General features: G+C 41.9%; 5 protein-coding genes. 1 reads left to right on the top strand and 4 read right to left on the bottom strand.

The window, feature by feature from the left end; all coding sequences use genetic code 11:
* Window positions 1–236: 236 nt before the first annotated feature.
* Window positions 237–1,484 (top strand): bifunctional (p)ppGpp synthetase/guanosine-3',5'-bis(diphosphate) 3'-pyrophosphohydrolase, encoded by a 1,248-nt coding sequence (locus BMY62_RS14160; RefSeq protein ID WP_090661425.1) that lies wholly within the window; start codon window positions 237–239, stop codon window positions 1,482–1,484.
* A 357-nt stretch (window positions 1,485–1,841) separates the two neighbouring features.
* Here the strand turns inward: BMY62_RS14160 and BMY62_RS14155 are convergent, their stop codons facing one another.
* The 4 genes from BMY62_RS14155 to BMY62_RS14140 form a co-directional block, all read right to left on the bottom strand.
* On the bottom strand, window positions 1,842–4,196 hold the full coding sequence (locus BMY62_RS14155) for a S8 family peptidase (protein WP_090661422.1): 2,355 nt from the start codon (window positions 4,194–4,196) through the stop codon (window positions 1,842–1,844).
* 6 nt (window positions 4,197–4,202) lie between these two features.
* On the bottom strand, window positions 4,203–5,198 hold the full coding sequence (locus tag BMY62_RS14150) for an AAA family ATPase (RefSeq protein ID WP_090661419.1): 996 nt from the start codon (window positions 5,196–5,198) through the stop codon (window positions 4,203–4,205).
* A 158-nt stretch (window positions 5,199–5,356) separates the two neighbouring features.
* The gene (locus tag BMY62_RS14145) at window positions 5,357–5,725 is read right to left on the bottom strand and encodes a KfrB domain-containing protein (RefSeq protein WP_090661417.1); all 369 of its coding nucleotides are present in this window, start codon (window positions 5,723–5,725) and stop codon (window positions 5,357–5,359) included.
* Between the two features lie 57 nt (window positions 5,726–5,782).
* Window positions 5,783–6,859 (bottom strand): ParB/RepB/Spo0J family partition protein, encoded by a 1,077-nt coding sequence (locus tag BMY62_RS14140; RefSeq protein ID WP_090661414.1) that lies wholly within the window; start codon window positions 6,857–6,859, stop codon window positions 5,783–5,785.
* Window positions 6,860–7,023: the final 164 nt, after the last annotated feature.

The raw sequence follows: 7,023 nt of genomic DNA, 5'->3' as shown, positions 1-7,023 counted from the left end.
TAAATCAAATTCTTGAACAGAAAAATAGTCGGAAATCCAGCTAATCGTTCCCTGGCTTGGAAAGATTCGCTTTAAGTATATTTTTAGAGATTCCCAGTAAAGAATTCGAGTATTTTTGGTCCGCTGTAACATCTAACTGCCTGATAGTCATTGACTATGCGGAGTCTAGGCCTTCAGAAGTAAGTGCATTGCTACGAAGTGTTATTAATCGGCACCGCAGCTCCCTTATTAGAATCGTGTTTCTTGCACGCAACACTCAAGGGTGGTGGTATGAACAATTGTTAAAAGACCGCCTTGTTTTGGCTTTAGCTGAAAGCCACAAATTCTCTGGTGAGATGATTGTTAATGCTTTTGGTGCACAACGAGATGATAGGCAATCAATCTTCCTTCAGGCGCTTGAAAGTTATGCAAAGAAACTGGGTTGCTCTATACCGGATGAAAGACTGATAAAACCACCGGAATTTCTCGAGGAAACAAACGGCGAACCTTTATATATACACTTGGCGGCAATTGCCTATTTGCGAGGCGAAAATCCAAAAACATTGCAGGAACTATTGCATTTCACCTTGTTAAGGGAGCGATCATACTGGGTAAAAATACTTAAAAAGTATGGCCTCTTTGAGTCTTATTGGAAAGGTTTTTTTCAAATCGTGGCAGGAATAACTTTATTGGGTGGCGTACAAAATGATGCAAAAGTAATAGAGTTAATTGGCGAGCTTTCTTCTACAAAAGCATTCACATCAGAAGAAAAGCAAAAGATTAGAGAGATATTGTCATACTTCTTCCATCGCGGTAGCGGTGTTGATGCATTAAGGCCAGATCGGCTTGGTGAAGTTTTTTTGCTAGAAGAGTGTGCTCAAGATCCACATTTGCTTGATACTGTCATTAAACAATGTCAGGGAAGGCAAAAACAGCTATCTGTGTTGGCAATATTAGAACGCGTTAGTTCAAAATATGTTTACAAGAATGCTGATAGTACTCTGGCACTGTTAAATGAACACAAAAATATGTTATTTAAAGAATTACGCCCATTAGTAAGCAAAGTAATAGAAAAAGTAATTCAGTCAGCCGGGTATAACAAAAAACATATTTTGGATAAAGTGGTTACCCGTATAGAGGAGACTTTTCGAGATGGCGGTATTGGATGCACCGTGGAAACGACAAAGCTGACTCCATATGATATTTACAGCCAGATGAAATCAAATTCGCTTTCCTTTTCTGAAGTCTTAGATATCCTCAAAATTTCAATTACAGTTGAAAACGAGTCAGATTGTTATAACGCACTTGGATTGGTACACACTACATACAGGCCTATTCCAGGTGGTTTCAAGGATTACATAGCTGTACCATCAGCCAAGGGATATCGTGCATTGCACACGGCGGTTTTAGTATCTGATAGGCTTCCTTTATCTTTTTCTATTTTTACGAAATCAATGAAACATTTTGCCAAAGAATGTCCTTCCTCATGGTTACCGCTACAATAATCTTTTATTCCTGTCTCAGGGCCTAAGTAGCCAATCTGACAAAACTCCATAGTTTTCCTAAGATAATAAGAGGCTTGCTTGGCATTACCAACCCAAAACTCAATATATGAAATGCCAGATAATCCTATTTTTTCTTTTGGCATGGCGTTCATTTCTTCTGTTCAAATCACTTTAATTCATAGCGATGGAAAATAATAGGAAACATGCTAGATACTCTTCAATCTACCCACTATCTAAAATATCTATCACCGAATTATACCATTGATGTAATACGTCAAAAAAACCATCCCATGTGTTTAAACAAAACACTTTGGATTGGAAATTTCATAGATAATCGCCGTATACCATTATTTGCTGTCATATCTTAATTCTCACCGGCATCCTCGCTTCAAGTTGGGCTTTTATTCGAGAATACAATCTAGCTTCTTCGTTCTCCCTATCACGCAAACTAACCACCAATGCATAGTCCTCCTCACTGTCACATAAACTTTCACCCCAAGGAAAATCATTTCGTGTAACTACGACAAATAGTTTTTGGGCTCGTAGTTTTGAGTTGATATTAAATTGATAGAAACGCCAAAAATCGGCTTGCACTGTGCCTTTACTGCGCGCCTGCTGGCCAATTGTGGCGGCCTTTAATTCTGGGATGTTTTCATACTCGTCTTTTACGGTAGCTTTGTTAAACATAGTTGTAACCTGTTCCAGGTCTGACGCGGTAACCAACCGAAAATCGATACGACTGGCACGATACTTGATTCTGGTCGAGCGAATAGCAGGTGTATAGGCAAGTGCTACAGCAATTTCCCTTTTGCGGCGACGGCCACCACTGGTGAATTCATCTGGTATTGGAATTTCATAAAAGTGATGACGCTTGTTTTCAATTGTACTGTCAGCGATAAGATTGACCGCATTCTCAAGTGAACGGTAGAGACTTGAAGCATCCACATGTCCATACCCACAAACTTTTCTGAATGCTTTGTTCCGGTGAATTAACTCTTCACAAGCTTCTGGCAGTACGGCGTTTATACAAAGTAACGCACGTAAAAGGTTGGCACTAGCATTTGGATGTTCACGAAGAATGGAAGCAGCCAAGTGTGCAACATAAGGTGCAGCCATACTTGTGCCAATATCGATGGTAAAGGGATTCCCACTTGCAAACTTATTGTTGGTTGATACAACCCCCAAGCCTGCCACTCGTTCCATAAGCGAATGTCCAGCTCGCATATTGATGGCCCAATTCCCGCCATGCGCTACTAGTTCTGGTTTAATGGCTCCATCCACAGAATTTCCACTTCGCGTGAAGGGCGAGGGTTGGTCGGGTTGAGCTATGGGCACCTCTGCCGGATCCAATGTGTAATATTGACTATTGTAAGTAAGATTATAGCGCGCCAAGCTACCTACAGTGAGTACATTCAAGGCTGGAGCTGGTTCTATGATTCGCCATGACTCGTCTAACAAATAATTGGGATAGTTGTCGCGCCACTCTAATCCGTCAGGAGAGTGTTCCCCGACCCGATGGTTACCAGTCGACACCACAAATAGAACTCCAAGCTTTCTTGACAAGATATCCAGTGTCAAGGAAAGTCCTTTCAGATGACCCTCAAGATAGGGCTTGTTCGAATCACCAAATGATAGATTGAAGACCCGGCAGTTGTATTCTTTGGCAAAATAGCGCACTGATTCCTCAATCTGTTTTTCGACAAAGCCGGTAGTGTTCTCATTATCCTTATCCAGGATTCTGCCACTAAACAAACGTAATGTTGGAACGAATTTTCCAGATCGCAAACTGTGCTCAAAATCTCCATATAAAGCAATACCGGCGACATGAGTTCCGTGACCATTTTCATCATTGGAATCTTCGCCGGGCAGGAAGCTCTGTGCATCACCTACAGCAGCTCCCAACAATGGGTGGCCGGTTGCCAGGCCGCTATCTAAAACCACAATGCCAGGCGCATGGTCACTTGGATCAGAAATGTTTGGAAAATTCTGGATATCCTGAATGATAATAGAGCGCTCCAAACCAAAGCTAGGTGGCAGATCAACAGAGCGAATATCACGGTGTTGAAGAAGTAGGTTGGCCTGATTTAAGTTGCAAAGAACACGGTAGAGCGTCAATTCCTGTTGTTTTACCTGATCTTTCTTTTCAATACCTTGCTCAGTCAACCACCGCTCAAACGCGGCCTGTTCTCTATTACGTTGTTGATGGTTATCCTCTAGTGGCCAAAGTTCAATATCCAGCAAAAACTCATCCTTTTCAGGGTAACCTTGTTTTTTCAAAGCCCACCCTGTTCTATCCTTGGCGCTCCAGCCATCAATACTTTGCAAAGCATAAATAATTTGCTTATTTGTTACATGACCACCACTGGCCATGGTTGTGAGGCGAGCCTCGAATTCTGATAATGCACTATCACTAGCAAAACCGATGATGATTGCTTCATCCTCTTGACTAACAAATTCTATTTCTTGTGAGATTTTACGGATGTCTTCCGGGTTGAATCCCTTTTGCACAGCAAATTGGAATAGTCTGCGATCATCGAATCCACCCACACCTTTGTCTGCCTGTTCTTTTGCATTAGCAAGCTTTTGCTGTAATCCGTTGCAATGACCACGAATATCCGCAGGTTCCACTATCCCTGAGAAGCCTCCTCTCGGTCGTTTTTCATTGATCGGTGCTTCCCGTTGTATAGTGAGATGGGGAAAAGTTTCTTCCATAAATAATTAACCCCTTTGGGTACGCGCTCTCCTCGTATCCTCCCGGCAAATAGCTGTCTGCAAATGTCTTTCAGAGAGAAATTCTTTACCTGAAAGAACCATATCTTTTGCAGCACGGCGCAGTACCCTTTCAACATCGGCATGGCTCATACCTTTGAAAAGACCTGCTATGCGAGAATCTTCAATTTTAAATTCCCTACGCAAGCCGCGCAGCTTTATTGATAGTAGGCGTCGCAGCTGTTCTAGGTTCGGTGATTCAAAAACTAGAACTTCGTCAAATCTCCTCCATACGGCGGAATCGAGAATTGCTTCATGATTTGTCGCAGCCACCAAAATGCTCTTCCCTTCATAAGCGTCGAGCATTTGAAGGAAAGCATTCACCACACGCTTTAATTCCCCATGTTCAGCTTCATCGGCACGTTCCTTGGCTAATGAATCAAATTCATCAAACAAAACCACCATCGGTACAGTAGAGATAAAATCGAAGACTTGCCGAAGATTAGCGGCCGTTTCGCCTAAAAAAGAGGAAATCACACTATCAACCCGCACTATCGCTAGTGGCAAACCAAGTTCACTGGCCAGAACTTCGGCAGTCAAAGTTTTTCCACATCCTGGAGGACCGCAAAAAAGCAACTTGTCTATTGGATAAAGACCGTAGCTTTTCAGTATTTCGGAACGATGATGTTCTTGCAGCAATTCTTCTAAAAGAGAGGCATTTTCATCCGACAATACAACGTCTTCCAAACGCCTTACAGGCTCTTTAATCTGCAACAGCGGTAAATTTCGCTCTTTGTCTTTCGGCAAGCGCTCGCTTAATTCAGAATGCAATGGCATAGCTGACCTTGAGCGGCCATAAAGAATCTTTTCAAGATCATTTGCTAACAAATGATGGTTTTTGGCACGCTCTTCTCGGATCAGTTGCTCGGAAATACGCTTAAATGCTTCGTGGTTTCTTTCCGATCCGGTTTTAATTAACTGCCTAAGTAACTTCGCTGATGCCATAATTGTGCCCCCTTTTCACAATATCTCCCAACCTTTACTCCAGTCATACTTAATTAATACTCGTGACCGTAACGCTCAATCACGATGCACTTTCATTTTATTAAAACATACTTTTTTTTCAGTATGAACATTGTTATTTAATGCTAAAAAACATTCAATCAAATTTTCAAAACTTTTTTCTTCTTTAAAGCATCAGCCTGACTTAAATCCGCTTTCTCCCCATCATACTCAATAATCACATCCTTCCCAGCAACAGGTTTGCCATTAATTGCATTTAATTGGTGCACAATAAAATCTTTCCCGCTTTGCTGATAAAAAACTTCGTTTTCCTTATCGATGTATAGAATCCTGCCTTCATACTGTTTTTTATCTTCTGGCGTTTTGGCCAGATAGATATTGTAAATGCCGGGTTTGATGCCTTCTTCCACTTTCTTGATAGTACCGGTCGTCTCCCATTCATTATTAACCAGTGCCTGAATGATTTTTTGGCCGTTCATTACAATCATGCGAAGTTTCTGTGTTGTCATCTTTTTTGTTTTCTGTTTTTTGATTGATTTTTGGGCTTTGAGTACATGAATCAGTTATTAACCCGTTTCCTGATTGGCGAGTTCATCAAGGATTTTGAACAGATCAAAACTTGCCGATCTTTCTGCGCCATATAAAAAGGCGATCAATTGCAATGCGCCGCTGCCTTTTGCTGAGAAGCGTCCATCCTGCAAAGCGTTGATGGTGTATTGAATCATGTTTGGGCAGTTTCTACCTTCCTCGAAATAATCCTTGACCTTGGTTGTCAGCAGTTTTTTATCATCCCTGGATAATTCACGCATTAAATCTTGCGGTTTGCGATTGTCTTTTTTGATCAGGTGATAAATCGAGTCAAGCAGTGAAACAGGGGCATCTTGCTTTTTTGCATGCTGATCCGTTGCGGCGCTGGATTTATCATCAACCTGTTGTGACTGCTCATCCGAATCAATCGCGCCTTGTTGCTTCTTCAGTTCCAGGAACTTATTAAAATGTTTTACATCCAGCCGTGATATTTCTTCCGGTGCACTCAAGTTGAGCCAGTTGATAACTTCTTCTTTGTTGGCTTTATAAAGCCGGGTCAAATCATAAATTGCGGTCACGTCGGCACAGCGTCCTGAACGGTAGATTTCATCGATTAAATCGGGCAGATCAAGCAATGCAGCATGGGTGGTGATATACGGATTGGTTTTGCCAAGTTGTCTGGCAATATCGGACTTGGTTTTCCCGGCAGCAAGTTGCCGTCCGATAAAATCGGCAATTTCTCTCGATGTCAGATTATCGCGCTGCAGATTCTCTATTACCTGATCGGCTTCGCTGTAATCGGTATCGATAAATGCCGGGATTGTTTTTAATCCCGCATTAATACAGGCGCGATAGCGCCTGGCACCGTGATTGATGATATAGGTTCCCGGTTTATCCGGATTGGGACGCACCGATATCGGTGATTTCACGCCGCGTAATTTTACGGTTTCCGTCAATTCGCGCAGTGTACCCTGATTAAACTCCTTTCTCGGTTGATGAATGTCTTCAATAATCAGGTCAATATCGATTTCGGTTGCTCCTGTTGGTGTTGCTGGTTTTGAAGGAACTGCTGGTGTTGCAATTTTTTTAGCGGTTCCTCTCTTTTTGTCTGCCATAGAATGTACGCTTTTATTCTTAGTTCTGATTTTAGTGTGCTGTGAACGCTTATGATGCACATTCAATCCCTTTGGTGCTGCAGTAAGTACCGTTGGAATCATGTGCAATTGAATAGGTATTGGCTAATCGCTACCGATTGAATTTCTTGTATAGCGAAATTATA

The organism is Nitrosomonas marina (genome assembly GCF_900111605.1).
Taxonomy (GTDB): domain Bacteria; phylum Pseudomonadota; class Gammaproteobacteria; order Burkholderiales; family Nitrosomonadaceae; genus Nitrosomonas; species Nitrosomonas marina_A.
Note: the sequence above shows the minus strand (reverse complement) of the source record. Positions and strands in the feature narration are given on the sequence as shown.